This is a genomic window from Rhodococcus sp. ACPA4, assembly GCF_002300185.1.
Lineage (GTDB): Bacteria > Actinomycetota > Actinomycetes > Mycobacteriales > Mycobacteriaceae > Rhodococcus_F > Rhodococcus_F globerula.
On record NZ_NSDY01000001.1, the window covers coordinates 898,213 to 923,499 of the forward strand.

The 25,287-nt window shown below is 61.0% G+C and carries 27 protein-coding genes and 1 pseudogene; 18 read left to right on the forward strand and 10 right to left on the reverse strand.

Annotated elements, in window-relative coordinates:
- Window positions 1-30 precede the first annotated feature (30 nt).
- Both CJ178_RS04185 and CJ178_RS04190 read right to left on the reverse strand, forming a co-directional pair.
- On the reverse strand, window positions 31-1,377 hold the full coding sequence (locus CJ178_RS04185; RefSeq protein ID WP_257012995.1) for a hypothetical protein: 1,347 nt from the start codon (window positions 1,375-1,377) through the stop codon (window positions 31-33).
- The gene (locus tag CJ178_RS04190) at window positions 1,374-1,703 is read right to left on the reverse strand and encodes a type VII secretion target (RefSeq protein WP_257012996.1); all 330 of its coding nucleotides are present in this window, start codon (window positions 1,701-1,703) and stop codon (window positions 1,374-1,376) included. The genes CJ178_RS04185 and CJ178_RS04190 overlap by 4 nt, the downstream gene beginning before the upstream one ends.
- Before the next feature lie 100 nt (window positions 1,704-1,803).
- Between CJ178_RS04190 and otsB the strand changes: the two genes are divergently transcribed.
- Window positions 1,804-2,598, forward strand: coding sequence for a trehalose-phosphatase (gene otsB / locus CJ178_RS04195; protein ID WP_033236151.1), 795 nt, complete (start codon window positions 1,804-1,806; stop codon window positions 2,596-2,598).
- A 371-nt stretch (window positions 2,599-2,969) separates the two neighbouring features.
- The gene (locus CJ178_RS04200; protein ID WP_033236152.1) at window positions 2,970-3,521 is read left to right on the forward strand and encodes a LysM peptidoglycan-binding domain-containing protein; all 552 of its coding nucleotides are present in this window, start codon (window positions 2,970-2,972) and stop codon (window positions 3,519-3,521) included.
- Window positions 3,522-3,605: 84 nt separating this feature from the next.
- On the opposite strand, the gene CJ178_RS04205 is transcribed toward CJ178_RS04200, so the two are convergent.
- From CJ178_RS04205 to CJ178_RS04215, 3 genes are all read right to left on the reverse strand, one after another.
- Window positions 3,606-5,039 carry a putative nucleotidyltransferase substrate binding domain-containing protein gene (locus CJ178_RS04205; RefSeq protein ID WP_242484364.1) on the reverse strand — a complete coding sequence of 478 codons (1,434 nt, stop codon included), beginning with the start codon at window positions 5,037-5,039 and terminating at the stop codon, window positions 3,606-3,608.
- 50 nt (window positions 5,040-5,089) lie between these two features.
- Window positions 5,090-5,983, reverse strand: coding sequence for a DUF5995 family protein (locus CJ178_RS04210; RefSeq protein WP_095886182.1), 894 nt, complete (start codon window positions 5,981-5,983; stop codon window positions 5,090-5,092).
- Window positions 5,984-6,061: 78 nt separating this feature from the next.
- Window positions 6,062-6,427: a RidA family protein gene (locus CJ178_RS04215; protein WP_033236255.1), complete on the reverse strand. Its 366-nt coding sequence runs from the start codon at window positions 6,425-6,427 to the stop codon at window positions 6,062-6,064.
- Between the two features lie 99 nt (window positions 6,428-6,526).
- Here CJ178_RS04215 and CJ178_RS04220 point away from each other — a divergent pair, with 99 nt between their 5' ends.
- The 9 genes from CJ178_RS04220 (at window position 6,527) to CJ178_RS04260 (ending at window position 14,753) form a co-directional block, all read left to right on the forward strand.
- Complete coding sequence (locus CJ178_RS04220) at window positions 6,527-7,549, forward strand: Rv2578c family radical SAM protein (protein ID WP_045067555.1); 1,023 nt, start codon at window positions 6,527-6,529, stop codon at window positions 7,547-7,549.
- Window positions 7,550-7,573: 24 nt separating this feature from the next.
- On the forward strand, window positions 7,574-8,191 hold the full coding sequence (locus CJ178_RS04225) for a hypothetical protein (protein ID WP_095886183.1): 618 nt from the start codon (window positions 7,574-7,576) through the stop codon (window positions 8,189-8,191).
- A gap of 90 nt (window positions 8,192-8,281) precedes the next feature.
- A complete protein-coding gene (locus tag CJ178_RS04230; RefSeq protein WP_092808172.1) occupies window positions 8,282-8,770 on the forward strand; it encodes an FBP domain-containing protein in 489 nt (162 codons plus the stop codon).
- Window positions 8,771-8,909: 139 nt separating this feature from the next.
- On the forward strand, window positions 8,910-9,353 hold the full coding sequence (locus CJ178_RS04235; RefSeq protein ID WP_179300715.1) for a helix-turn-helix transcriptional regulator: 444 nt from the start codon (window positions 8,910-8,912) through the stop codon (window positions 9,351-9,353).
- Between the two features lie 10 nt (window positions 9,354-9,363).
- Entirely contained in the window at window positions 9,364-9,774 is a 411-nt protein-coding gene (locus tag CJ178_RS04240; RefSeq protein ID WP_033236256.1) for a VOC family protein, read from the forward strand.
- A 77-nt stretch (window positions 9,775-9,851) separates the two neighbouring features.
- On the forward strand, window positions 9,852-12,233 hold the full coding sequence (locus tag CJ178_RS04245; protein WP_179300716.1) for an ATP-binding cassette domain-containing protein: 2,382 nt from the start codon (window positions 9,852-9,854) through the stop codon (window positions 12,231-12,233).
- A gap of 119 nt (window positions 12,234-12,352) precedes the next feature.
- Window positions 12,353-13,627 (forward strand): M23 family metallopeptidase, encoded by a 1,275-nt coding sequence (locus tag CJ178_RS04250; RefSeq protein WP_257012997.1) that lies wholly within the window; start codon window positions 12,353-12,355, stop codon window positions 13,625-13,627.
- Window positions 13,628-13,686: 59 nt separating this feature from the next.
- Window positions 13,687-14,139: a hypothetical protein gene (locus CJ178_RS04255; protein ID WP_095886186.1), complete on the forward strand. Its 453-nt coding sequence runs from the start codon at window positions 13,687-13,689 to the stop codon at window positions 14,137-14,139.
- A 68-nt stretch (window positions 14,140-14,207) separates the two neighbouring features.
- Window positions 14,208-14,753: a hypothetical protein gene (locus CJ178_RS04260; protein ID WP_095886187.1), complete on the forward strand. Its 546-nt coding sequence runs from the start codon at window positions 14,208-14,210 to the stop codon at window positions 14,751-14,753.
- A 245-nt stretch (window positions 14,754-14,998) separates the two neighbouring features.
- Here CJ178_RS04260 and CJ178_RS04265 read toward each other — a convergent pair whose 3' ends face one another.
- Entirely contained in the window at window positions 14,999-15,934 is a 936-nt protein-coding gene (locus tag CJ178_RS04265) for an NADP-dependent oxidoreductase (RefSeq protein ID WP_095886188.1), read from the reverse strand.
- 197 nt (window positions 15,935-16,131) lie between these two features.
- Between CJ178_RS04265 and CJ178_RS04270 the strand changes: the two genes are divergently transcribed.
- The 3 genes from CJ178_RS04270 to CJ178_RS04280 all read left to right on the forward strand — a co-directional run bounded on the left by CJ178_RS04270 (window position 16,132) and on the right by CJ178_RS04280 (window position 18,382).
- Window positions 16,132-16,638 (forward strand): MarR family winged helix-turn-helix transcriptional regulator, encoded by a 507-nt coding sequence (locus CJ178_RS04270; RefSeq protein WP_095886189.1) that lies wholly within the window; start codon window positions 16,132-16,134, stop codon window positions 16,636-16,638.
- 400 nt (window positions 16,639-17,038) lie between these two features.
- On the forward strand, window positions 17,039-17,605 hold the full coding sequence (locus CJ178_RS04275; RefSeq protein ID WP_095886190.1) for a hypothetical protein: 567 nt from the start codon (window positions 17,039-17,041) through the stop codon (window positions 17,603-17,605).
- Between the two features lie 180 nt (window positions 17,606-17,785).
- Window positions 17,786-18,382: a hypothetical protein gene (locus CJ178_RS04280; protein WP_095886191.1), complete on the forward strand. Its 597-nt coding sequence runs from the start codon at window positions 17,786-17,788 to the stop codon at window positions 18,380-18,382.
- Between the two features lie 690 nt (window positions 18,383-19,072).
- On the opposite strand, the gene CJ178_RS33175 is transcribed toward CJ178_RS04280, so the two are convergent.
- The 3 genes from CJ178_RS33175 to CJ178_RS04295 all read right to left on the reverse strand — a co-directional run bounded on the left by CJ178_RS33175 (window position 19,073) and on the right by CJ178_RS04295 (window position 20,728).
- Window positions 19,073-19,252 (reverse strand): hypothetical protein, encoded by a 180-nt coding sequence (locus CJ178_RS33175; RefSeq protein WP_257012998.1) that lies wholly within the window; start codon window positions 19,250-19,252, stop codon window positions 19,073-19,075.
- A complete protein-coding gene (locus tag CJ178_RS04290) occupies window positions 19,249-19,698 on the reverse strand; it encodes a hypothetical protein (protein ID WP_257012999.1) in 450 nt (149 codons plus the stop codon). The genes CJ178_RS33175 and CJ178_RS04290 overlap by 4 nt, the downstream gene beginning before the upstream one ends.
- Window positions 19,699-19,789: 91 nt before the next feature.
- Complete coding sequence (locus tag CJ178_RS04295) at window positions 19,790-20,728, reverse strand: barstar family protein (protein WP_257013000.1); 939 nt, start codon at window positions 20,726-20,728, stop codon at window positions 19,790-19,792.
- Between the two features lie 234 nt (window positions 20,729-20,962).
- Between CJ178_RS04295 and CJ178_RS04300 the strand changes: the two genes are divergently transcribed.
- The 4 genes and pseudogenes from CJ178_RS04300 (at window position 20,963) to CJ178_RS04315 (ending at window position 24,352) form a co-directional block, all read left to right on the forward strand.
- Window positions 20,963-21,451: a DinB family protein gene (locus CJ178_RS04300; RefSeq protein WP_095886194.1), complete on the forward strand. Its 489-nt coding sequence runs from the start codon at window positions 20,963-20,965 to the stop codon at window positions 21,449-21,451.
- 111 nt (window positions 21,452-21,562) lie between these two features.
- Window positions 21,563-22,306 (forward strand): annotated as a pseudogene (locus tag CJ178_RS04305) (DUF3500 domain-containing protein); the annotation flags it as partial.
- 178 nt (window positions 22,307-22,484) lie between these two features.
- Window positions 22,485-23,294: a hypothetical protein gene (locus CJ178_RS04310; RefSeq protein WP_095886195.1), complete on the forward strand. Its 810-nt coding sequence runs from the start codon at window positions 22,485-22,487 to the stop codon at window positions 23,292-23,294.
- Window positions 23,291-24,352: an ABC transporter substrate-binding protein gene (locus CJ178_RS04315; RefSeq protein ID WP_095886196.1), complete on the forward strand. Its 1,062-nt coding sequence runs from the start codon at window positions 23,291-23,293 to the stop codon at window positions 24,350-24,352. Before CJ178_RS04310 ends, CJ178_RS04315 begins: the two co-directional genes overlap by 4 nt.
- Before the next feature lie 334 nt (window positions 24,353-24,686).
- Here CJ178_RS04315 and CJ178_RS04320 read toward each other — a convergent pair whose 3' ends face one another.
- Window positions 24,687-25,283, reverse strand: coding sequence for a CHAP domain-containing protein (locus tag CJ178_RS04320; protein WP_095886197.1), 597 nt, complete (start codon window positions 25,281-25,283; stop codon window positions 24,687-24,689).
- Window positions 25,284-25,287: the final 4 nt, after the last annotated feature.

A 25,287-nucleotide genomic window follows, 5' to 3' on the forward strand; every position in this document is an offset into this window, starting at 1 on the left:
TGCACGTACCCGTCGAGTGTGTGGGTTGTCTCAGAGCCCGGTGAACAATGCCTGGTCGGGATCTTCTGATCCGATCACCGCGGGAGTGACCATGGGGAGATCCCCGATGACAGCGTTGTTGTCCGATACCTCGATCAGGTAACCCGGTGTGGTCCTCGAACTGTCCTGTTGCCCCCGGGCACCACCCATCGCTCCTGCTCCACCACCCATCATGGCGCCTCCTGGACTCGTGCCGGTCACTGCACCACCAGCAGTTCCCGACGGCGCAAAGGGGGTAGGGGATTGGCTGGTCGACGAAAGGGGTTGTAGCGCTGCAATTCCTGAAGGTCCGACGATGCCACCGCCACCTGAGGAGGCTCCGAACGTTCCGCTGCCCGCGCGCGTGGTGGCTGCGGGCCCGATTGCACCACCCGCACTTCCGAGTTGGTGTGAGACGCCTGCGCCCGAAGCGGCGAACGGATTTCCAGTGCCCCAGAGTTTGTCGACGCCCGAGTTCAATGCCGCTGCGGCGTGCGCTGCGCTGGTCTGCGCCGGTCCGGATGGTGTGGCGCCGGCTGCTGAACCACCGGTGGCGGACTGTAATTGTGTGGCTCCACCGGTAGCGCCGTCCATCAGCTCTGATGCTTGTTGGGCGAGCGGTGCAGCTGCAGCGAGTGCATCGCTGACTGGTGGTGCCGGAACCGGGATCGAACCGGCAAGGGAGTTCATCGTGGCAGTGTGTGCGAGCATTTCCGAGCGGGTCGCATTTACTGCTGCGATGGCCGCCTGCATGTGTTCTGCCGCTGCCGCGAGCAGCACGGCCTGCCCGGGCGGGGTCAACGCTATCGGCGCTGCCGCTACCACTGCCGAGGCAAATGATTGTGCGATGGTCGCCAATTGAGCGTTGCCACGCTGCACGGATTCCGCCGCTGCAGCAGTGGTTTGGGAGATTGCATTCCCGCGATCGCTGAGCTCTGATCCGCTGCGTTGAGCTACCTCGTTGATCTGTGTAGCGGCCTGGTTACCTGCGCCGCTCCATGTTTGGCTCACTGAGGAAAGCCCCTGTGTGGACAGTCCGGCTGCCTTGTCGATGAGTGCACTGGCCGAACTGAGGACGTTGACCGGATCAACACCACTGAAGACCCCCGAACCGAGGCTCTGCGCAAGCTGGATCAGCGGTGTGAACAGTTGGTCCACGCCGGGCAGGGACGGCAGTGAAATTCCTTGCATGATCAGATCGGCGGCGCCCTGCGGGAGTTCCGGCGTGGGCGGCGCTATGAGGAAATCAGGAATCGCCGAGTTCTCGACGGGCTCGGGCAGTTCCAGGCCGAGAACGGGTGCAAGCGCACTGCCCTGGAGAAACTCGAGAACCGTCGTAGGGTCGTCAGGAGTGCTCATGCAAGGTCCCCGTTGGTGGCAGCGGTACGTCGGAGGTCGGCGGCGCCCGCCTGGTCGGTGCCGTCGTATGTGCTCGCGGCCGCACCGGCCGTCGCAGAAGTTCCGGCATAGTACGCGGCAAGTGCCGCAACGTCTTTGGTGTGCGTCGCCTGTGCACGCGCGAAGGCTTCGAGGAACTCGAGTCCGACGGGCCCGACTGCCGGTGCTACGGCTGCGAGGTTGGCGTTCAGATCCATTACCGCGGCGTGGGTAACCTGACCGGCAGATTCTGCTGCTGTAGTGCCATACGCGCGGATGTCGTCGGTGACGACAGAAAGCTCGCTCATCATTACCCCCGTAGTTGGTAAGCGTCTTCGCAGGACTCTAACGGAATGAATTGGTCGAGTGCATGTTCGTGTGTGCCGACACCTTTGAGAGACTGAACCCATGAAAACTGCTTCGGACGTTATTGCCCGACTTGCGTCCGATCCCACCCGTTCCGGATTGGTGATGGACTTCGACGGGGTTCTCGCTCCGATAGTCGACGATCCGGCCGCGAGCGCTCTCTTGCCGGGCGCCGCCGAGGTACTCGACGCGCTGTCACGTCATCTCGCAATGGTGGGCTTGCTTTCCGGTCGTCCCGTCTCTTTCCTTCGTGAGCGGGTGCCCGGCGAGAATGTTGTCCTCATGGGCTCGTACGGAGTCGAGACGTGGGTTGACGGGGAAATTCGAGTGTTGCCGGCCGTAGCGCAGTGGCAGCCGGCGGTTGCGGAGGCAGAGGCCGAACTGCGGCGAATGATTGATGCCGCAGGCGTCCCAGGGATTCACGTCGAGGGAAAGGGGCTTGCCGTCGCTGTGCATTGGCGGCAGGCACGCGAGAGAGTTGCCGCTGCGGCGTTCGTGGAGCATGTGGTGCGTGAGGTCGCAGCGAAGACCGGGCTGCGCCGCGAGCCGGGCAAGCTCGTCGAGGAGTTGCGCGCTCCTGTAGACGAGGACAAGGGGACGGGATTGCAGCGGGCGATCCGGGCCGCTGGCGTCGATGCGGTGGCATACGCGGGTGACGACCGGGGTGACTTGCCGGCATTTGCGGCCGTGTTGGCGCTCGGCGGCGACGCATTGGTAGTCGGCGGCGTCGACATCGCGCCGGAAGTTGCCGCAGTCGACGGGGTTGCGTTCAGTGATCCGGAAGAGTTCTTGGTGTGGATGAAGGACCTGGCGACGGTTCTCGATGCACAAATTTGATAACAAGGCCGTGATTTCCGTGCGGCGAGTCACAAAAAGTCTGTGATGGTCGTCACGTAACGGACGGATAACGATCGGTATGGTTGAAGCTCGAATCAAACCTCCGACCTGCAATTTTCTGCCGATTTCGGGCGGGCTAATGATACGGGCGTGCCAAAAAATTGCCCCGTGACCTTTCCGTGACCATCGCCTAGCGTCGTTGGCAGTCCGAAACAGCCGGACAAACACCGGCCCGCAACTGCGTGCTTCTGCCCCGCGGGTCCGGTACTCCCCAAACCTTCGCGGGGCAGGAGTGAAACAGGCGAGTCGTTCGATACGGCACACATGTGCCAGGTCCGATGTCGTCCGCGGTAGCGGAGAGGATTTACCTGATGACCAGCATTACTTTCAAGCGCGCCCTCGGCGCAGTTGCAACAGCCGGCGCAGTAGTAGCCATCCCGCTCGCGATGAGCACCGGCACCGCCTCCGCAGCCGGCCACGACTGGTCCGGAGTCGCGAACTGTGAGTCCTCCGGAAACTGGGCAGCCAACACCGGAAACGGCTTCTACGGCGGCCTGCAGTTCACGCAGAGCACGTGGGAGGCATACGGCGGATCGGGCAACGCTGCCAACGCAAGCCAGTCCGAGCAGGTCCGCGTCGCCGAGAACGTTCTCGAAGGCCAGGGCGTCGGCGCATGGCCCGTGTGCGGCCAGTACCTGACCGGCGGAACCACCGCAGCCACCTACCAGGAGGCTTCTGCACCCGTCACGGCTGAGGCCAGCGTCGAATCCGCTCCTGTTGCCACTACCGGCGGCAACTACGTGATCCAGGTCGGCGACACCTTGTCTTCGATCGCTTCAGCTCACGGCATCTCGCTCGACGCTCTTGCAGGTCAGGTCGCAAACATCAACCTGATCTTCCCCGGACAGAGCCTGTCCGTCTAACCACCCTTGTGGTTGAACACTTCTGAATGTGTCCGGAGCGATTGCGCTCCGGACACATTCGGCGTTTGTGCAGTTCGGATGTATCTAGGGTTCGATATCCGGTAGCGCGGATGCTGATGCCTCGTACTCGAGTCGGCGTTGCACCCCGGCTACTTCTCTCACCGCATTGCCGAGCAGGCTGCGCGAGAGCGGAGTGAGGTCCGCGACCACGATCTCGTCGGTGGGCATCATGCCGGCGGCAAACTGATCCGTCTGGTGACGGACTCGGATCTGCTGGAGAACCTCGAAAGACTCGATGAGCACCCGCGTGTCGTCGGCGGGGAGGAAACCGGTGTCGGAAGCAACCTTCAGGCGTTCGACGGTGGTGCTCGTACGTGCGCCTACGGACGTGCCGGCCCAGCGTGCGATATTCACGATCGGTTGCACAGCTGTGGATTTCAGGTTGACAGTACCGGTACGGCGTGTCACCACGTCCCGCAACGAATGTAGTTTTGCCTTCTCGCCCACGGCTTCTCGAAGTAGTAGTCGCATGACGGCCGGGTTGAGGCGTAACTGATCCAAGGCTTCGGGCCTCGGATCGAGGGCAGGATCTCCGGCAACAACGCGGGCGTCTGCCAGCATCGACAGCATGACGAGTGCCTGGTCCTGATAGGGATTGGCTACCCACTTGCGTAAGGCGCGGCGCCACTGCGGGAGCGTACGTGCGAATCGTGCCTGAGTTGCGACCGCGTTCTGCGCGTCGCGAGGGAATCCACACCGGTCGAGAATCTCGTGGATCCGCTGCGCCGCATCCGCACCTTCGCGGTGCGACTCTCCACCCCACACCAACGCGCTGTCGATGTCCGACGACGGCAGAGCCTCGCGCCGGGCCGCGCTGCCGAGTGACAGCCAGGCAAAGTCCGGGCGTTCGTCGCCGCCCACCACCAGTTCGATTGCGCGCCGAACCGTCACGTCGATCAAGACCGACAGTGTGCCGCTGATGTCGATGGGTGAGACCCGTGCGTCGACCAGGCCGGTGACCAGCTCAGGTACAGCTCGGGCTGTGGCAATAAGTTCGACGTCGGTCTTGGCAGTCGCAAGGGCGGCGCGAAGTTCGAAGCCCTGATTTGTTGCCGACGTCAGAAGGTCGCTCAGTTCGAGCACACCGAGAAGCTCGCCGGACGCCGTGACGACGGGAAGGTGGCGCAATCCGTGTTCGAGCATGTCTGTGACAGCGTCGGCTCCGAGTCGATCAGGATCCACCGTCACGGCAGACGGCGTCATCACCGTGGAGACCGGGCGAGCGCTGTCGATTCCTCCGACAACAACTCGGCTGCGCAGATCGCCCTCCGTGAAGATTCCGTAAGTGCTTGCATCTGTGGGAATTACGACGGCTCGACGCCCGGCTTCGGTCATCAGTGCAGCGGCATCGCGGATGGAGGATTCCCCGGAACATACAATTGCCGGTCCCCGCAACAGATCTCGTACCGCACGCATGGCTGGGTTCGGTACCGAGATTCGCGCGGTGTAGCCCGTCATGGCTCCATTGTCGCAGGCATGTCCGATTGATCGTCATGTCGGTCGCGGCGTCACAGGCCGCCAAGGCGTGCGAGCGCGTCGAGCGCGACGTCGGTAGTGCGCCACAGTGCGTCGATCTCCTGTTCGGTGCCGGCCTTCGTATGCGGGTTCTGTAGTGCAAAACCGTTGGTCAACGTGATCGTGTTGTATCCACTGTCGGCGGCCCTGAGCAGAAGCTGGGACGGTTCGGAGTTTCCGGTCAGCCGATCGAGCCCCTCACCGACGAAGTAGAACCGCCACAGTGGGCCCAAGTCGGCGCCGTATTCGGCTTTGGTGTCGGAAACTATCGAACCGCCTTTTGTCGCGATGGAATCGACGATCTTGTAGAAATCGGGGATATCGACGGGCTGGGTGGTAGCGGTGGCCACGGTGTAGGCGAGATCGACTGTGAGGTGTGCGTTGTAGCCAGCCATGGCGACGCGTGCGGGACTGATATCGCATTGGCGCGTCAACAAGAAGTAGTTGCTCCATGCGGGATCGGTAGGAGCGCCGGTGAATTCGGCGTGGATATTGGTCAGGTAGCGGCGCAATAGTTCGTAACTGACCGAATGTGCCCAGGATCTGTTGGTGAATGCGGCCGGATCGCGCTGTAGGGGCATGACCGCCTCATGTTCGACGGCATCGAGACCGATCGAGAAGAGTCCGCGCCAATCATGATGTGATACAAGGATTGTGGTGATTTGGTGATGCCGCTCGACTGCGGACTCCAAGCGTTCGAGGCCTTCTCCGTGCAGCGTCGATACGTCGCTGAGGTACGCAATTCTTTCGACCTCGCCGGCAGTCAGTGGAGTTCCGCAGGCTATGGATAGCTTCTTGCCCGGATCCGCAGCTACGGATCCGGGCAAGAGTAGAGCGAATGTGAAACTCAGTGCGATCGCTGTGGTCACGATTCGGCTCGATTTCATCGGCTCACAGTAGTTGAACCGATTCATGATTGCCGGGTTGGCAATCAGCTCAGAACTGCAGTCAGCTCAGCACTGCAGTCAGCTCAGAACTGCGTCGGCTTCGATCTCGATAAGTAGAGCGGGGTCGATCAACGAGCTGACCTCGAGGATTGTCGTAGCCGGACGGATGTCGCCGAATACTTCACCGTGAGCGAGTGCGGCCTGCTCCCACTGCGACATGTCGCGCAGGTACATGCGGGTGCGGATGACATCGCCGAGCGAAGCGCCGGCTTCTTCGAGTGCGGCCTTGATGGTGTCGAGGGCGGCACGGGTCTGATCGTTCAGGGTTTCGCCGGGGGCGGTGGTGCCTGAAACCGCAACCTGATTGCCGATGCGGACGGCGCGGGAGTAACCGATCTTCGGTTCCCATTCGGAACCGGACGAGATGTTGATTCTGTTGGACATGGCGTTGATTCTGCCAACAACTGATCGACCGTGGTGAAGCACGGGTCGCTTCCACGGTTCATCTTGACATAGCATAGAACAAGTGTTCGACTTGGGGTTATGAGGTGGTCGGGTCAGGCATTGGATGCAGACGACGGAGCGTTGCCCGGGCTCGAGCGAGCCGGGTTGGTCCGCTCGGTGCAGACGCCTGAGTTCGAGGGCATCACGTTCCATGAAGTGCTCTGTAAGAGTGCGCTCAACAAGATGCCGGAAGCATCGACGTTGCCATTCAACTACACCGTCAATGCGTTTCGCGGTTGTTCCCATGCGTGCCGGTACTGCTTCGCGCGTCCGAGCCATGAGTACCTCGACCTCGACGCCGGCCGGGACTTTGATTCGCAAGTTGTCGTGAAGACCAACGTTGCGGCGGTTCTGCGCAAGGAATTAGCGCGAAAGTCATGGAAGCGTGAGCCCGTAGCGCTGGGCACCAACACCGATCCGTATCAGCGGGCCGAAGGCCGATACCGATTGATGCCCGGCATCATTCGAGCGATGACAGAATCCGGTACGCCCTTTTCGATCCTTACGAAAGGGACTTTGCTGCGCCGAGATCTGCCGTTGCTCAAAATGGCTGCCACCCAGGTCGATGTCGGCATCGGAGTGTCGCTGGCGATCAACGATCCCGTCTTACAGAAGCAGATCGAACCTGGCACACCATCGCCGCGCGCTCGACTGGAGATGATCCGGGCAATCACCGACGCCGGATTCTCGTGCAACGTGATGGTCGCGCCGGTCATCCCGTTCCTCACAGATTCGAGCCAGCACCTCGACGAACTGTTTGCCGCACTGGCCGACGCCGGTGCCACCGGCGTGACGGTCTTTCCGATGCACCTTCGTGGCAGTACGCGCGGATGGTTCCTGAACTGGCTGGCGCAAGAGCATCCCGCGCTGATTCGCCGGTATCGCGAACTTTACGGGCGCGGTGCCTACGTCACGCCCGAGTACAAGAGTTGGCTCAAGAAGCGCGTCGAACCGCTGGTGGAGCGTCATGGATTGGCGGGACCGTCGCAGCATCGTGAGCTCGAGGGTCCACGGGTTGAACGCGAATTGGTCGGTGCCGGAGCGGCATTGACGCTTTTCTGAGAGCGCTGCTTGGTACGGTCAGGCATGAACACTCCGGTGGTGATCGACTGGTTACGGTTTCGGCGGTTTGTGCCGCCGAGGCTGGGAGAAACCATCCGTTGGGGATTGTCGTGGAACCCTGACAGTCCGCGGAGGTGGGCTGCGTTGGAGCCGACCTGGTCGTGTGTCGCGGAGGTTCGCCGAAGTTCGAATCCGATGGTGCGGCGGTTGACTGCAGACCCGGATATTGATGTGGTACAACAACCTTCGATCGGCGGTGCGGGCAATCTACAGTTCACGTTTAACGCTGATCTACCGATTCCGTCGCAGATCGAGGTATCCGGTGCGCTGCATCTACGTGCGGGCACGATGCGGAAGAATTCGAATGCGTCGCAGGCCTGGCAGGATTTCGACGCGGACGCCGTTGCTACAGGAGTTGTTCGTGGACTTCGACTCGTGTCCATCGTTTCGGATATGCAGCCTGATCCGCGGCAACCGCACGGTTCGCGCTGGGGGTGGGCATCGATGCAGTTCGTTTCCGGGACCGAACAGTTCTACGAGTTGGCGCACCCGCCGCAGGGACTGCGTTCCTATCAACTAACAGACCGGGAGTGGGGGCCACGCCGGGAGGATTTCTTGGTGGTCGACCTCGAGACGGATTAGATCGCGTAGCCCGGAAAATACGTTGCGCGAGGTAACGATCGTGAGTAGCGTCGGTTCGGCTTGATTCAACTGTCGAAATGGAGTTCCACCGTGCTGCCGCTCACCGAACGCGAAATTCGCGCGTCGTTCGTGAATTGTTCGAAAGGCGACGCAAAACGATTGCCGGTGCCACGGGATCTCGAGAAGCGCCCATGGGAAGACCTGGATTTCTTCGGTTGGAACGATCCGACCATGCCCGGGCGGGGATATCTGGTGATCCCGCAGGGCGACGAGTTAGTCGGCATCGCCCTCCGATACCAAACCGGCAAATCAGGTCGCGCGCAAATGTGCACGATTTGCCTCACGACGCACGGCAGCGGGGGAGTATCACTGCTGACCGCCGCCAAGATCGGTGAGGCCGGCCGACGCGGCGACACAATCGGCACCTATATGTGCACTGACCTGGCCTGTCCGCTGTATGCGCGCAACAAGCGGCGGCCGTCGGCAGGCAACCGGTATCAGGAAAATCTCACCGAGCAGGAGAAGGCCGATCGCGTGGTCACGAACATTGCTGCGTTTGTGGCCATGTTGCGGTCGTAGGTGCCTCGGAGCTAACACAGTTTGCAAACAGTGAGCACACGTTTCAGCGTGCCGGAAGCCGTGTCAGCTTGACCAAATCATTGTTCGCTTCCCCGCGGAAATCGGCGAGAACGTGCTCGGACATGGCACGATCGAACCTGTGACAAGTAGACCCGCGACCACGCAACAACTGCGCGACCTCGCGCTTCTTCGGCGTGTTCGTGACCGGATCGACCGGGAGTACGCGCAACCCCTGGACGTGGAGGCGCTTGCCCGCGGAGTGAACATGTCGGCCGGGCACCTCAGTCGCCAGTTCAGGCTGGCGTACGGCGAGCCGCCGTATTCCTATCTGATGACACGACGCATCGAGCGCGCCATGGCGCTGCTGCGTCGCGGTGATCTGAGTGTCACCGAGGTTTGTTTTGCCGTTGGCTGTTCATCGCTCGGTACCTTCAGCACTCGTTTCACCGAGTTGGTCGGCGTTCCACCGAGCGTCTATCGAGACGAGGCTGCCGGCGTGACCGAGGGCATGCCGTCCTGCGTGTCGAAACAGGTGACAAGACCGATCAGGAATCGAGAAGCGCCGGCCGCCAGCCGCAGATAGCGTGACATTCATGGACATCACCATTGCATCGAGTTTCCTTCCGCAGGACGACCCGGAGGCCGCCCTTTCCTTCTACCGCGACTTGCTCGGTTTCGAGGTCCGCCTCGACGTCGGCTACGACGGGATGCGCTGGATAACCGTCGGCCCGCCCGACCAGCCCAACACGTCGATCGTGTTGCATCCCCCGGCCGTCGATCCGGGTATCACCGACGAGGAGCGTCGCACCATCGTCGAAATGATGGCCAAGGGCACCTATGCCGGTATTCTGTTGGCCACCAAGGATCTCGACGGTACTTTCGAGCGGCTGCAGGCCGGCGACATCGACGTCGTCCAGGAGCCGACCGAGCAACCGTACGGTGTTCGGGACTGCGCCGTCCGCGACCCAGCAGGCAACTTGATCCGCATCCAAGAGCTCCGCTGAGTCAACTGAAGAGAACCGCGGCCACCCACACAGGGCGACACTGTGTGGGTGGCCCTCACCTGAGAGATGGAGACATGATGAGCACGGCTGAAATGGCGGAGCGAGAGCTACATGTTGCGGACACCCACGACCTGATCCGCGTGCAGGGCGCGCGCGTGAACAACCTCCAGGACATCAGCGTCGAAATTCCCAAGCGCAGGCTGACGGTCTTCACCGGTGTCTCGGGTTCGGGCAAGAGCTCATTGGTGTTCAGCACCATCGCCGCGGAGTCGCAGCGGATGATCAATGAGACGTACAGCGCCTTCGTTCAGGGGTTCATGCCGACTCTGGCGCGGCCGGACGTCGACGTGCTCGACGGTTTGACCACGGCGATCATCGTCGATCAGCAACGGATGGGCGTCGACCCTCGCTCGACGGTAGGTACTGCCACCGACGCCAACGCGATGCTTCGTATTCTCTTCAGTCGTCTCGGTAAGCCGCATATCGGTTCGCCCCAGGCATTTTCGTTCAATGTCGCGTCAGCCTCCGGTGCGGGTGCGCTCACCGTGGAGCGCGGTGGCCGTCAGACGAAGGAACGGCGGACCTTCAGCATCACCGGTGGAATGTGTCCGCGTTGTGAGGGGCGCGGCTCGGTCAACGATTTCGACCTGACAGCGCTGTACGACGACACCAAGTCGCTCAACGATAGTGCGATCACTGTTCCCGGCTACAGCATGGACGGTTGGTACGGCCGGATTTACCGGGGATGCGGCTACTTCGATCCCGACAAGCCGATCAAGAAGTACACCAAGAAGGAACTGAACGACCTGCTCTACAAAGAACCGACGAAGATCAAGGTCGAAGGAATCAACCTGACGTACACAGGACTGATTCCGCAGATCCAGAAGTCGTTCCTGTCCAAGGATGTCGACGCGATGCAGCCGCACATTCGGGCGTTCGTTGAGCGGGCAATCACGTTCACCACATGCCCCGAGTGCGATGGCACACGGCTGAGTGAGGGTGCGCGATCGTCGAAGATCAAAGGCATCAACATCGCTGATGCGTGTGCGATGCAGATCAGCGATCTCGCGGAGTGGGTCGGCGGTTTGAAAGAACCGTCAGTGGCGCCCTTGTTGACGACGCTCGGTGAAACGCTCGACTCGTTCGTGGAGATCGGACTGGGCTATCTGAGCCTTGACCGGCCGTCCGGGACACTGTCCGGTGGTGAAGCTCAGCGCACCAAGATGATTCGCCATCTAGGGTCCTCGCTCACCGACATCACGTACGTGTTCGACGAACCCACGACGGGCCTTCATCCCCACGACATCGCGCGCATGAACGACCTTCTGCTGCAGTTGCGTGACAAGGGAAATACGGTGCTTGTCGTCGAGCACAAGCCGGAGACGATCGTTATCGGCGATCACATCGTCGATCTCGGCCCCGGCGCAGGCGCCGCGGGCGGAACTGTCTGCTTCGAGGGCACCGTTGACGGCTTGCGGGCCAGTGACACGGTCACGGGACGTCATTTCGACGACCGAGCTGCACTCAAAGCGAGCGTGCGAAAGTCAACGGGCGCAATGGAAATCCGTGGCGCAATCTCCCACAACTTGCAGAACGTCGACGTTGATGTGCCACTCGGTGTGCTGGTTGTGGTGACCGGCGTGGCCGGGTCCGGAAAGAGTTCGTTGATCCATGGCTCGCTCGCGAAGCGGGAGGGCGTGGTGTCGATCGATCAGGGCGCGATCCGCGGTTCGCGTCGGAGTAACCCGGCAACGTACACCGGTCTGCTCGATCCCATCCGCAAGGCATTTGCGAAGGCCAACGGTGTGAAGCCGGCGCTGTTCAGCGCCAACTCTGAAGGTGCCTGCCCTACATGCAACGGCAACGGCGTCATCTACAGCGATCTGGCGATGATGGCCGGCGTTGCGACGGTGTGCGAGGAGTGCGAGGGAAAGCGGTTCCAGGCCGATGTCCTGGAGTACAAATTCGGAGGGAAGGACATCAGCGAGGTTCTAGCGATGTCGGCCGCCGAGGCTGAAGAGTTCTTCGGTGACGGTGAGGCTAAAACCTTGGCCGCACACAAGATTCTGGTGCGACTCGTGGATGTGGGGCTCGGCTACCTCACCATCGGCCAGCCACTCACGACGCTGTCGGGCGGTGAACGTCAGCGCATCAAGCTTGCTACGCACCTGGCCGAAAAGGGCGGCGTGTACGTCCTCGACGAGCCGACCACAGGCCTTCACTTGGCTGACGTCGAGCAGCTGCTCGGACTACTGGATCGACTCGTCGACTCCGGGAAGTCGGTTATCGTCATCGAGCATCACCAAGCGGTCATGGCACATGCAGACTGGATTATCGATCTTGGTCCCGGTGCCGGTCACGACGGTGGACGGATCGTGTTCGAGGGCACGCCGAGCGATCTTGTCGCCGATCGCTCAACCCTGACCGGCCAGCATCTCTCGTCGTACGTAGGCGCCTGATCACGAGGATTTGACCCTCTTTGTCCTGATCCACAAAATCAGGACAAAGAGGGTCTTTCGTGCCTAGGCTCGAAACAACTGGGCCGACGCACTGGGCAGGGGCCTGCTCTGGAGTTCGCATGACGACTTCACACAGCCCTTTGGCAGGGTGGGCAATCGCCGCCGCAGTAATGACCCTCGTCATCGCCGGGTGTTCATCGTCGATCGACACCACCGGACCGACCGTGCTCACGACGTCGACCATCGACAGCCGAGGGGGGATCCCGCGCGGCTATCCGACTGAAACCGACGTCACGTCGCCGTTGGTGATCTCGGCGCTCGGGCCGAATCCGATCCCTGTCACCGGGACCGACGGAATGCTGCACGTGGCCTACGAGATCGAAGTGCTGAACTTCTCACCGCGGCCCGCGACCATCACAAAGATCGAAACGCTGGCCGGGGGACCGGACGGGACCGTCGTATCGACCCTCGATCAGGGCCAAGTATCTGCGCGTTCGATTCTGGTAGGGAACTTTTCCTGGACGCCGTTCACCGAGATCCCGGTGGGGCGCACTGTGCTGATGGTGCTCGACGACGAATACGAGAGCCCCGACGATGTTCCGTCTGTGGTGACCCATCGACTGACTGCGACGTTCGGCCAAGCAACGCCGGAGGACGCTGCCAGTGCTGCGCGATATCCCGATAACGTCACGCAGTTCGGTGGAACAGTCATGACCAGCACAGACTTGCCGGTGGTTATCGGTCCTCCATTAGCCGGCGACAGTTGGGTGGTCGGGGACGGTTGCTGCGGGCTCTCGCAACATCGCGCCGGGATGATGGCGGTCGGTGGCAGGATCAACGGCACCGAGCGATTTGCCGTCGACTGGCTGAGGATCGACCCGGATGCAGTCCCGCTCAGCAGGTCTCGTGGTGGCGGATCGAAAAATGAGGACTACTTCGCCTACGGCGCGCCTCTGCTGGCGGTGGCCGACGGCACCGTCGTGGCTGTCGTCTCGGGCGAGCAGGATCAAATGCCGCAACAAGTTCCGAAGGACATGCCGTTCGATCAATTGGGTGGCAACTACGTCATCATCGACATCGGCAACGGAAACTATGCGTTCTATGCCCACCTGAAACCGATGTCGGCGACTGTGAATGTAGGGGATCTGGTGACCACGGGTCAGGTGATCGGGAACCTCGGCAACTCGGGCAACACCTCAGAAGCGCATCTGCACTTCCATGTGTCACGGGCAGCGGTACCGCTGTCCGGCGACAATGTGCCCTACGAGATCGACAGCTTCACGTTTGTCGGATCGGCAGCTACCGGCGCTCTCGTCAAGGGACCGAACGAGGGCGACCGCACCGACCAGTTGCCGCTCGACGGGGCAGTCGTTAATTTTCCGCCTGTGCCCTGATTTTCAGACTTTCTCGGACATCAACCTTCCATCCGCTCGTGTCGGTCTACTGTGAGTCCATGGGGCGAAGGGGCAGACACGCTGCAGTATTGCTGTCGATCGGGACAATGGCGCTGACCGGTTGTGTGTCCAATACAGATGATCCGAAAACCTTTACCGCCGTGGTGACCGTCATCGGGGACGCTGAACGAGCCGATCCGGATTCCGGACAGTGCATCGTCGGAACAATCCCGGTCGCGCCGAACGACACGATATTCGTTGATGGAGGAAGCGGCGCCGCATCGACAAGGTCTGTGCTGGAAGTCAACTCCGTGGAACAGAATCCCGACGGAACCGGTACCTGCACGTATGTGGCGCGCTTCGACGCCATCCCCGCGAATCAACGCAACTACTCACTCACGGTGAGCAGTTCAGCGCCCTACGCGGGGAGTTTCACGTCACCGGATTTCACCGCGGACGAACTCGAGAAGGGCGCGACATTCCATCTTCATGCGTCCACTACTGAACCATGATCAGACCCGCGAGCCGGTGGCACCCGTGATGTCCGTCTGGCCACTGCCGCGGTGGGATACTGCGGATCATGAATTGGAAGAGTCCCACCGAGACAGGATGGTCTGTGCGTATCGCGGCAGACCTCTCGTCCGTCGCGATATTCGATCCTGCCGGAATAGTGCGCGCCGAACTCTTTCCAGCGGAAGGCGACGAATTCATCGCGCATTTCGGCAGGTTGAAGCGGGAGACGCTGGCCGAACGGATCGATCGATTCGGCCCCGCGCTGACCAAGGGTACGCCCGCGACCTTACGATTCCCGGACGGCACGGCTGTGAGTGTCTCGGACGAGAAGCGTCATGGGATGCGGCGCAGGAACAAACTCTGCGAAGTTGCGGTCGCTGGGCGCCACTACCGGTTCGAACATTCCTCAGGTCGTAAGGCAGCAGCGCGGCGCGACGGAATCGAGCTGGCTCGGTACGTGCGTGCGCGTGGACTTCGTGCAATTGAGGTGTCGCGCAAGAGTTTGTCCGCGACGGACGACATCGACGAGTGCGTGCTGACGCTGTTTCAGAAGGTCATCTTGCCGGGGCGTGAAGGTGCATTCGGCGAGATCATGTCCGCCCTCAGTATTTGAACATCTGGCGCAGCTGCGCACCTCGGTCGATCCGGGGATGCGTCGTCGGGCAGTTGAGCAGAAGGACCGAGAAATAAGACGAGTTTCGATATGCGAGTACAGTAGTACGTAGGATATGTTGCGGGACAGTGTCATTGATAAGTTGCTGTCGTTGCTCAACTTGCGGAAATTCTGGGCCGCCGTGACTGGGATCCACCGGGTGCATGACGCCCCTCTCGATATTCTGCGAGGGGCGTCAGCGTGGTCTAGTCGATCGTGATGACGGTTTTGCCAATGAGCTTGCCGCTCGCGGCTTCTTCGTGGACGGCTCGTAGCTGCTGCAGTGGCCGGTGATCGACAACGGTGAGTTCGAGGCGGCCCTCGTCGAGGCGGGACACCATGTCTGCCAGGTGGGAGCCGTTGGGCGTCACCCATACGCTCGAGGTTCGCACCGAGCGCTCGTCGTCGGCGGGTACGGCCCCGGCGGAGCTGACCGCGATACCGCCGTCGGCAACGAACGGGGTTAGCTTCGCAAGTCCGTCCGCATCCAAACGCACGTGATTGACGACCACGTCGAAAGGCCCGCCTATGGCGGCAGGACCCGCATCTAGGTCCAGCGGGCCGACGACCTTCGTGGCGCCGTAACCGTGTAGACGAACGGCGTGCTGTGGTCCGTCGACGGCGGTTACGGTAGCGCCGGCGTCGACCGCAAGCTGGACGACGAGGCTTCCCACCGCGCCACCGGCTCCGTTGACGAGCACGCTCTGCCCTTTCTGGATGTCGGCCAGTTCGATGGCGGCCTGCCGGGCGGCGAGGCCGGCGAGTGGAAGGGCTGCGGCATCGGTCAAGGTCACAGCTCTGGGCGCCGCGGCGAGGAGATCGGCCGCGATCACCGCGTACTCTGCCGCGCCGCCGTGCTGGTCCAGGGGAAACATGCCGACGACGCGATCGTCGACCTGCAGTCGGCTGACCTCCGCGCCCAGCTCGACGACGGTGCCCGCAACGTCCAGACCAGGCGTGATCGGCAATGTGGTGGGAATGGCTTCTGCGAGCACCCCTAAGCGGATGTGGTCGTCTACCGGGTTGAACGACGTGGCGGCGACCTTAACCAGCACCTGGCCGAGACTGGGTGCTGGACGTGCCACTTCCTCTTCTTGCAGAACCTTGGTGTCGCCGAACTTGTGGTAACGAATCGCTTTCATGGACTCTCCTCGTGTGTGGTTGTCGGGTCCAGCAGGGTCTGCCCGGCTGGGCTGTTGGGCCGCGCGGCCAGCTTTCGGTGAAAGGCACTCGACGAGTACCTAGCTGCGACCACCTGACTTGCCTAGGCAAGTAAGAACACGATGACTGACTTGCCTAGGCAAGTCAAATGGCTGGGAAGGATGTACGCTTTGGCACCATGACGACTTCGCCGCGATGGCTTGACGAAGACCAGCAAGCGGTGTGGCAGGACCTGCTTACCGTTGTCATCGCACTGCCGACGTTGCTCGATCGGCAATTGGAGAAGGACGCCGAGACATCGAACTTCGAGTACAGCGTCCTCGCGCGCCTGTCGATGGCCGCCGACCTGACGATGCGACTCAGTGACCTGGCTGCGCAGTGCGACAGTAGTCAGCCCCGAATGTCGAAGCTGATGGTCCGTTTCGAGCAGCGCCAGTGGGTCACTCGCCGACCAGACCCGGATAACGGGCGCTACACACTTGCGACGCTGACCGAGGCCGGGCGCCAGAAGGTTGTCGACAGCGCGCCCGGCCACGTCGAAAGAGTGCGAGAGTTGGTCTTCGACCCCCTCAGTGGGGCGCAGCAGCGTGCTCTCGGCGCTGCGCTCGCCCTCATCGCAACCACGGTGCGCCAGCAACTGAACGGCACGGAACCTGAAACCGGTAGTCTCCGCTCTCAGGCCTAGCTCCGCTGCGGCGATCCGTCGAATCCTTGCCCCAGTACAGCACTCTCCGCCGATCTCGTGACATGGCAGGTTGGCTCGGCCGGCGACCGCGCTGGGACCGGCAGTCGAGGATTTAGACCCACGGATGTCAGATTGCTTGGTCTACAATAGATTTCGACTGGGTATGTCAGATCGATCGCGGCGCCCTTGACGACGCTGGTGTCTGGGCTTTGCAACAGCAACTGCATCCAGGGAAACCGACAGTGGGCGACCTGAACTCGTCTTCGGGGATTCGGTGGGTGCTGAGTCCAGCGGCGGCAGGCGGAGTTTCGTTTGCGAAGCCGATAGAGGGACTCGAGGCTCCCGGCAGATTAGATCGCATCTCTCGATGAAACGGCTACGAGTCGGTGAGAATGACACGATGGCAACCGAAGAACAGCGAGACAACCGATCGCCGACGAAATGGCTCAGTGCAGCATTCTGGACGCTCATCCTGGTGTTCGTGTATATCCTGCTCGGATTCTTCGACTGGTGGACTGGTCTGCTGTTCGTAGTTGCCGGGGTCGCGCTCACCTACTTCTGGTGGAGAAAGGTTCGGCGCAGTAAGTCTTCGGTTCTGTTCGGTTTCACGTGCGCGTGTTTTGCCGCCTTGGCGCTAGTCACGAGCGGAGCAGCGGTACTTGCACCCCTTTCCGCCTCGGTAGACAGTGTCGGGTCGCGCATGGTGGACTGCGGTTCCGTGATCAACCCGGTGCCGGAAAAGGAGCTGAGAGTGACAACTTCCGGCTCGAGTGAAACGGCGAAGCAGTCCTGGCCGGATGTATCGCAGTCCTCACTACAGAGGATGTGCTCGGATCGGCTCAGCTACCGAGGTAGTCGAGCGGCAGGACTGACCTTGGTCGGACTCCTCCTCGCAGCACGCGCAACCGGGCACCTCATTACTCCGACCGAGTCGCGAACAGGTGATGCCAAGACTCGCCATTTCTGACGTTCACAGCGGCGTCGAATTGGCGCCGGAGGCAGTCGCGAATACACCACCGAATCTCACAGCACGAACTGAGCGCGGGTTTCGGGCGTCCAAGATTGCGGAACGGGAGCCGTTCAGCGTCGGTGCGTGCCTTTGTATTCGGGGGTGAATGGCCGACTATTTGTCAGGGATAATGAGCGGATGAGCCTGAGCGTATGCACAGATGTGTCGGCATCCGATTGGTTAGTCGGGCAGGATATGCCGTGGTACCAGCTGTCGGCCAAGGGGCCGGTCGGATTTCCGGCATATGCAAGGCTCCGATTCCTTCCCGACATTCCTTCCGAGGGCCAGCAGACAACGGATCTGGGTTTTGCGGAAAGTTGGTATGTGGAGAACCCCGGGCAGTTCGCAACCGTCCTGGAATTACTATCCGGCTACACCTCCACGCCGGATAACTGCTATTTCTGCTTGTGGGACGGCTGGGGATGTGAAGTCATCGGCGATGACATTCCTATAGTGAAGATTCCCAACCGTGATTACTGGCTGTTCCGCGGTGCATTGACGGATTGGGATGACTGGGGCCACGATGTCCAGTTTGACCCGAGGGGTGCGTCCGACGCGGATCCTGCCTTCATATGGCCGGCGGATCATGCATGGTGTGTTGCAAACGATGTCGATCCTGACTTCGCAGTGATCGGTGGACCCACAGAAGCGATTGAACTGCTCATCGCCGACCCTCGGATCGACGCGGTAACCGTTGCCCCGTACACGCCCAAGGACCCAAACCGCTACTACTGAATGTCTTTGAATGGCAAGAAAAATAACCTTTCGTGTCGGCAACGGAAACGCCGACCGAAACTATCAACCAGTCGCGCTACTAACGGACAAGTAGCGCTCAACAAATGACTGGATGGTGGAATACCGCCGACATCGAGCGATTTCAGATGCTGGAGCAAGGTCCATTCCCAAGCGCGGGCGGTCGTCTCCCTCGAGGTGCCCGCTCCACACCTCGGTGCGCGACCCGCCCGTCAAGCGGGGTTACATGGCCAGGATATGGGTCTTGAAGTAACAGTTAGCTTTTCATCGTCCCCGGAATTTCGCAAGTCTCGAATTCTGCACATCCACCAGTCAACGGCGATTTATCCTCACTGGATGAAACATAGCGCCGTCGCTCTACTTACGAATGTTGAATACTCCTTCGGTCTGCTGTGTTGCCGACATGCGATGCAATGTGCAGGCAGGCCGTTACCGACGCCGCCCTGAAAGTCTTCCGACGTGAGGGCTTCGCACGAACCGGTACCGATGCCATCGCCACCGAGGCGCTGTCTTCGATGTGGAATTGTTTGCCTAACGGTGCCGACCTAGCGATCCCGATGGCGCTCTGCGTGAGCAAAGCGCCGATTGCATTGTCTTTCAGCGCAATTCACGGAAGGCTGCGGATTCTGCAGCGCGAGATCCCAGCACTCGCGTCACTTTCATAGATCGAAATCAGTAGTCGCCGACGACTATGTTCGGGAAGCGATACCGGCCTCCATCGATGCTTTCCAAGCGGAGTTGCCTCGCAATCTTCTCGGAAACGCCGTTTGGGGCGTACACCCAACCGGGGTTGTCCATGAAGTCGAGCCCGTCGCGGGCATCGTGGAAGTATACGTGGCCTCGGCTACTCACATTGGCGTAGGAGATATCGAATCGGCGATTCGTAGATCACGACGGTATCCGTCGCTGTCAGGGTCGCGCGGCTCCTGAAGAAGTTGTTGCGCAACGTCTTCGAACTGAGTTCTGTACTTGTCGAAGTGCGGACGACCGACTGCCGCGACCATGATGGCGCACGCCACGAGTACCGGAATTGCGACAATCGACCACGACCACCGACGTCCCCGAACGATCGTCACGCCGAGTAGAGCGAGGGCGATCAGTGCCGTGAGAACCCAGAAGCTGACGGCGCCGGCAATCGCGATCGCGCTGTCGGCAGGTTTCGGCCATGAGAAATTGCATTTCACCGCAACGTACAGTGACGAAGCTGCTGCTGCGACGAATGTGTTTACCCAGCCAACGCGGTGGAGGCCGGCCTGTTTCGGTGATGCCGAGTTCTCCACTGACTGAGTGTGATCCACGAGGTGACGTTAGCGGCCGAATCGACCATTCAGCGACAACCGAAGACGCGCATACCTTCCGAACCCTCGAACACCAGGGCGTGTTCCTCTCTCAGTCATCTGAGTTTTGTAGGCTTGGGTAGTAAGTGAGAGCTTGCTTTAGTTCCTTCGTTTCGGCTGAGTAAAATTTTGTGATCAGCTGATCGAAGTGAAGTCCGGACTTCGAGAGGTCGTGCACGAGTTGGTCGCCGAGGACGGTGTGGTCCCCGGCACCACGGAGGCCAATTAATATCTCCCACAACTGAGTTCCCGTAGGCGGTGGTTCTGGCCGATTCTCGGCGTGAAGGGTCGCGACGCGCTCGGAGGCCAGCACGGGATTGAGGATTTGCCAGCGCCCGTGAGCGTCGAGTGTGTCGGCAAGAGCCTGATTCAGCGCAGCGAAATACTTGGAAGCACTCGCTTCGTCCGCGTAGATCTGCAACACCTGCTCGACAAGGTCGCCGTGATGGAACGGCGCCGGCGGATCCGGTTCGACATCCCAGACGCTGCCCACGGATACCTGTTGACCGCCGACCGCGGCATAGTCGGTGACGGTGGATTCGACTAGGCACAGCATCGGATGCGCGTAGAGAGCCGCTAAACGTGCTTGGGCCGAGAAGATGTCTAAGACTGAGGTGGCGGTCCGCCGGTCTATGCGCGCGAAAGTGTCGTAGCCGGAGATCGCGAGAACGGTGCCCAAGCTGGTGGGATCGCTTCCGTAGGCGAAACTGGCGACGTCGGAGAGCACGTCGGCGAACGCGTCAAGATTCCGTCCGTAGTAGGAGGGGAAGGACATGGTCTTCGCGAAGGCGGTGTGCATATCCTCGACGTTCGTCCACAAATGGGCGTCGACGCGGTGTACCAGGTACCCGAGATCGGTGAGGCGGGTGCAAGCGCTGTCGAGTTGAAACACAGTGTCATATCGGTATACGTTGCCGTTTTGCAGTAGGCTCCAGTCGAAGCGCTGTCGCTGGGTATCGAACATCTCGCGATCGGTCGGATCGAATACCACGTTGCGTGACATACTCTGAGCGTATATCGGCGCGTACGCAGAACGTATCCGATCAGATGCCCGAACTCTCGAGCACATACTCCCTGACGGCAAGCGGATTGCATGCTCTTTCTCTGCTCGTTTCCCCGCTCCCGAGAGTCGCGCCAATCCCGAATCGGATCCCTGCCTTACCCGGCCTAGCCGATGAGCGGCATCCAACCCTGACCAACCTACGACAGAATCGAGTGAAAGCTTATGTCCATCAACATAATTAGGATCGGCACGGAACGGTCGATCATCGAGAACATGCTCGACCAGAATCGCGAGGCACTGATCGAGACTGTACGAGGCCTGTCTGAGGCTGACTCCCGCCGACGGCTCGTCGCCTCGCTGACAACTCCGATCTCGTTGATCAAGCATGCCGCTGCCGCGGAACGGATCTGGTTTCAACGGATTTGGGCAGGACTCGATGAATCCGAATGCGATGGGTACTCGCGCCGCGACGAGGGCACCTTCGCTGTCGCCGACGACGAGTTGCTTGCTGATGTCATCGCCGAGTTCGAGCGCGCAAGCCAACGATCGCGGGAGATCGTGTCCGGCTTCGACCTTGACGACACCATGGACAACCCGCGCGAGGGAAAAGTCAGCATGCGATGGACACTGCTTGCCATGATCCAAGAGTTCGCCAGGCACGCAGGTCACGCCGATATCCTTCGTGAACAGATCGAAAAACCCGTACTGTGACAGCCGAATTCGTGATGGAGTACCGCTGCGCAACTTGCGCAGTCATGGGAGCCGCCGACGGAAGTTCCGTTCTTCGCCAACCGTGCGAAGTCTGCGGCCTTACGCGCTGCAGACATACGCGTTGAGCGGTCGAACTTCCCGGTGACGTTCGTCGACCGCGCCGGGCTCAACATCTCCGAGTTGACCGACGAGCAGCAGGCGGCGGCATTGAAGGTGCTCGAAGCTCTCCTCAGTGATGAAGGGTACGAGACCGTCACCGGCATCATGGGCGGCACCGAGTTCCTGCACGAGAACAGCAATTCGACCGAGGAATCATTGGGCCAGTACTACATCGCGTTCTTCGGTGACCCGTCGGACTCGGGCACATGGGAGCTTCAATTCGGTGGCCATCACCTTGGTATCAACGCAACGCTGGATGGCTCGGCTGACTGCATTGCGTTCGCCCCGACGCACCGAGGTACAACCATTCGCAACCACCTACGAGACCGCATTCGCGTTCTACGGCAGCTTGACCGAAGAGCAGCAAGCTCAGCTCTATCAGGGCGAGAGCGTATCCACCAAGGTGTGTGCTCCGGGAAGTACCTGTGATTACCCACGGGAACGGGTATTGCGGGCTCTGACCTGACGGAGGAACGGAATCAACTTCTGCTCGACGTGATTGCGAACTGGGTGGGCCTGGCCGACGTCGCGGGATACACAACCGCGGGTTGGGGTCACATCCACACCATCTACCGAGACCCCACCAATGACTATGCCAACAGTGTTACGCAGCAGGAAGCTTCCGGCATGGGCGGCGGGGGAGCGCCGGCAGCGTCGATGGGCACCCGCCGAACGGCGGCTGACTCTGTGAATTGAGCGTTCGCAGGGGATCACTCAATCCCTTGCTTGCGGGCCTGTGTACGGTCGACCGTTATGCGAGTGTTAGCCTACGCTAACCTAAATCCTGACGTGATGGTGAGAACCCACTCACCACGCAACGGCCTCAACGAATTGGGCCATCAGGAAGACCCGAGCGCCTAACGGAGACGACGCGATGAGCATTCAGACGGACTACGACCTCGATGAGTCGAGAGACGAGGACGTCGGTCGCCATCCACAAACCGCCGCGCCGCGCCGCGGCGTTCATTGGCCGACAGTCGCGGTGTCCACGTGTGCGGCAATGGTTGTGGGGATTGCGATCCCCGGACTCGTTCTGTTTGGTATGAACCTCGGCGACCAGGAACGTCAAGTGGTCGTGACCATGGCTTCTCCGGCGGGGGCCGGCACCGCGGGCTCGACCGCCGCTGCGGCCAACGACGGCGTCACGGTGCTCGAACCTCAGGTTCCGGCTCCGGTGGCCGCCCCCGCACCTGCAGCGTCGGCCGCGGTCAGCGCCCCGGCAGCGGGCGCAGCACCTGCCTCGCCCAGCGCTCCGGCGGCGAGTGCCGCGCCGGCGGTTGCATCGGCACCCGAGGGGCCGTCGACGCCGGACGTCGCCGAACTGAACAGTCAACTCCAGCGCGGACTCAACTCGGCGACAAGTGACGCGGAGGTCGCTTCCGCGCTCGAAGGCGGCGCAGCCGGCGTACCCACCGTGCGCGCTGTGGGAAGCGCCCTGAACATCGCGGCCGGAATCTATCGCTGGGATCTCACGGACCCGGTCACGGTGACCGACGAGGTGGCGCGCGCCCAGCTCGTGACCTCGTTGCCCGGCTCTGCACCGGGACAAGCGACCCTCAAATGGTATTGGATCGACGGGCAGTGGAAATTGAGTAACGACAGTCTTTGTTTCTTGGCACATCGCGCTATGGCCACGTGCACCGTCCCGGGTAATCCCGGCGGACCGAATGGACACCCGCTGTGAAGCGCGCACTCTCCGCCGCATTTGTTGCCCTCGCACTTCTCCTGACCTCGTGCGGCGGGAACTCCCTCGACACTGCCGAGGGGGAAACAGTCACCGTCACCGGCAAATTCGGTGAAGCCCAGGTACCACTCGGCGCCGAGCGGGTGCTCCCGTTGTCGCCGCAGGACGCGGACATGGTGATCTCGATGGGTGTCGCACCCATTGCACTGCCCACCGATACGAACATTCTCGTCTCGACAAACGGCGTCGGGGCGTGGCCTTGGCAGGTCGATGCATTGGCCGACATGGGGTATCAGGTGTTGCCGCCGAACCCCGGTGGTGGCGTCGACGCGCTGTTGTCCGCCGGTGACAAGGAGATTCCGACACTGCTCTTCGAGGGTGACCCGCAGTCGTACGTCGAACAAATTGTGGCCCTTGATCCCGACGTCATCGTTGCAACAGGGCAATGGAGTCTCAATGAGCGTGCCTATGAGCAGCTTTCGAGCATTGCCCCGGTCGTGCATTTCGACGAACAGGCAAACGTGGAACCGTGGCAGGACTCGACGCGCAAGATCGGCAAGGCGCTCGGTAGGGAGGACGAAGCGCAGGTCGCCGTCGGATCGGCCGAAGCCGACCTGGCTGCCGTCCGCGCAGCGCACCCAGAATTCGAGGGCGTGAATTTCAATGCGGTGATCGGAGATCTGAACGGGCAGCTGTACATCCTCGCCGGTGAGGATCGCGGTATCGGAATGCTCATGAAGGACTTGGGTTTCCAACTGACCGACTGGGCGCAGACAGTGCCGACCGATGCTGACGGGCGAGGAGTGATCAGCTACGAGTATGTCGCCCAACTCGACACCGACATCGCGGTTGTCATCTCACCAGCGGGGGACATCGACTACATGCGCGACAACGAGCAGTGGCGGAATTTGTCTGCGGTCCAGCGCGGTTCGGTTGTGTCGATTGCCCGCAACTCCGGAGTGCCGAACGCACTGGGCTTCCCGTCCCCGATCTCGCTCCCGTGGGGTGCGGATCGAATCACCAACGCGCTGAGCACCGCAGTCTCACGCACTTCGTGAGCTGAGCGGACGTGAATCTCCAGGTGTAGACAGCGCGTAGTAGCTCCGAGTCAGGGGAGTCGTCTCGCTTGCAGTCACATCGTCGGAAGGGTTGGCAGAGCATCTGCCAGCCCTTCCGTTTTGTGGGAAGAGCGGCCAGGTTCAGCTAGATCAGATTGGCGAATTCCCTTTGGCGGAAAGTTTCATTCGCAAAGGCAAATAGTCAGTGGGCGACGGAAACACGTAATTTACCGAATAAATTTCCGAAGTTCGATCGACCCAACGCACACCAGAAACTGACCATGTCACCAACCCTCCACTCACATCGCAACATCTACGAGAAGGGAGTTGGCCGTCAGAACGACCCGAACCCCACGATGCCGGCGACATCATCAGGGTTGAACCGGTGAAGCATCACTGAATTGTTCTCGTTGCCGCCGACGGTGGTGACAATGCCGGCGTCATTGCGGAGCACGACGTTGACGTGCTGCCCGAAGGGGCTGGAATCGTCGTACAGAATCGTGTCGCCGGTCTTCAGTCGATAGTCCTGACCGAGCGGCACAAATGTTCCGACGGATTCGTAGTACTCCTGCAATGTGTAGACGCCGGGGATTCGCCACGAACCGGAATTGGGGTTCGAATACGGCATGCCGATTTTGTTCATATTCCAGCTGACAAAGTCAGCGCACCAGGATTCTTCGACACCTTCGGCATACGTGGTGCCGGGTGCACCGGATTCCCATTCCTTCTCGAGTGTCGCTAGTAGTTCACTCTGTGACTGACTGAGTGTGCTGCGGTCGAGGGTGGGGAAGGCGTCGAGTGTTTCGCCGGCAAGCGCGTCGTTGCTACGCGTGACCCACCAGAATCCGCCGACGATGACAATTGCCAGCACAGCGCAGAATCCGACCAGAACCACAAACGTGGATCTGGTCGGATTCTTGTCTGCTGACATCACG

Bases quoted from the DNA above. Each gene is read 5' to 3' on its own strand.
- CJ178_RS04320 (WP_095886197.1), bottom strand. From the start codon at position 25,283: ATGTCAGCAGACAAGAATCCGACCAGATCCACGTTTGTGGTTCTGGTC.
- CJ178_RS04185 (WP_257012995.1), bottom strand. From the start codon at position 1,377: ATGAGCACTCCTGACGACCCTACGACGGTTCTCGAGTTTCTCCAGGGC.
- CJ178_RS04245 (WP_179300716.1), top strand. From the start codon at position 9,852: ATGAGCACGGCTGAAATGGCGGAGCGAGAGCTACATGTTGCGGACACC.
- CJ178_RS04300 (WP_095886194.1), top strand. From the start codon at position 20,963: ATGTCCATCAACATAATTAGGATCGGCACGGAACGGTCGATCATCGAG.
- CJ178_RS04220 (WP_045067555.1), top strand. From the start codon at position 6,527: ATGAGGTGGTCGGGTCAGGCATTGGATGCAGACGACGGAGCGTTGCCC.
- CJ178_RS04225 (WP_095886183.1), top strand. From the start codon at position 7,574: ATGAACACTCCGGTGGTGATCGACTGGTTACGGTTTCGGCGGTTTGTG.
- CJ178_RS04200 (WP_033236152.1), top strand. From the start codon at position 2,970: ATGACCAGCATTACTTTCAAGCGCGCCCTCGGCGCAGTTGCAACAGCC.
- CJ178_RS04240 (WP_033236256.1), top strand. From the start codon at position 9,364: ATGGACATCACCATTGCATCGAGTTTCCTTCCGCAGGACGACCCGGAG.
- CJ178_RS04210 (WP_095886182.1), bottom strand. From the start codon at position 5,983: ATGAAATCGAGCCGAATCGTGACCACAGCGATCGCACTGAGTTTCACA.
- CJ178_RS04205 (WP_242484364.1), bottom strand. From the start codon at position 5,039: ATGACGGGCTACACCGCGCGAATCTCGGTACCGAACCCAGCCATGCGT.
- CJ178_RS04250 (WP_257012997.1), top strand. From the start codon at position 12,353: ATGACGACTTCACACAGCCCTTTGGCAGGGTGGGCAATCGCCGCCGCA.
- CJ178_RS04280 (WP_095886191.1), top strand. From the start codon at position 17,786: ATGAGCCTGAGCGTATGCACAGATGTGTCGGCATCCGATTGGTTAGTC.
- CJ178_RS04275 (WP_095886190.1), top strand. From the start codon at position 17,039: ATGGCAACCGAAGAACAGCGAGACAACCGATCGCCGACGAAATGGCTC.
- otsB (WP_033236151.1), top strand. From the start codon at position 1,804: ATGAAAACTGCTTCGGACGTTATTGCCCGACTTGCGTCCGATCCCACC.
- CJ178_RS04190 (WP_257012996.1), bottom strand. From the start codon at position 1,703: ATGAGCGAGCTTTCTGTCGTCACCGACGACATCCGCGCGTATGGCACT.
- CJ178_RS04215 (WP_033236255.1), bottom strand. From the start codon at position 6,427: ATGTCCAACAGAATCAACATCTCGTCCGGTTCCGAATGGGAACCGAAG.
- CJ178_RS04310 (WP_095886195.1), top strand. From the start codon at position 22,485: ATGAGCATTCAGACGGACTACGACCTCGATGAGTCGAGAGACGAGGAC.
- CJ178_RS04270 (WP_095886189.1), top strand. From the start codon at position 16,132: ATGACGACTTCGCCGCGATGGCTTGACGAAGACCAGCAAGCGGTGTGG.
- CJ178_RS04265 (WP_095886188.1), bottom strand. From the start codon at position 15,934: ATGAAAGCGATTCGTTACCACAAGTTCGGCGACACCAAGGTTCTGCAA.
- CJ178_RS04260 (WP_095886187.1), top strand. From the start codon at position 14,208: ATGAATTGGAAGAGTCCCACCGAGACAGGATGGTCTGTGCGTATCGCG.
- CJ178_RS04255 (WP_095886186.1), top strand. From the start codon at position 13,687: ATGGGGCGAAGGGGCAGACACGCTGCAGTATTGCTGTCGATCGGGACA.